Here is a 208-nt window from a genome sequence, read left to right on the forward strand (position 1 = left end):
TAAAACTGGTAGGGCTGGTTGGACTCGAACCAACGACCCCCGCGTTATCAACACGGTGCTCTAACCAGCTGAGCTACAGCCCCAGAAAACGTTCTCTTTAAAAACAGCCGATAAGTGTGAGCGTTTGGCGTGGCGCCATACTCTAGAAAGGAGGTGATCCAGCCGCACCTTCCGATACGGCTACCTTGTTACGACTTCACCCCAGTCA

Annotated in this window: 1 tRNA gene and 1 rRNA gene; both read right to left on the reverse strand. The window is 52.9% G+C overall.

The annotated features are described in order from the left end of the window. Positions 1-6: 6 nt before the first annotated feature. Positions 7-83 (reverse strand) — tRNA-Ile (locus AC6H42_RS27690). 63 nt (positions 84-146) lie between these two features. After that, positions 147-208, reverse strand: a 16S ribosomal RNA gene (locus tag AC6H42_RS27695); the annotation flags it as partial.

The sequence above is a fragment of the Massilia sp. NBRC 108631 genome (assembly GCF_059704565.1).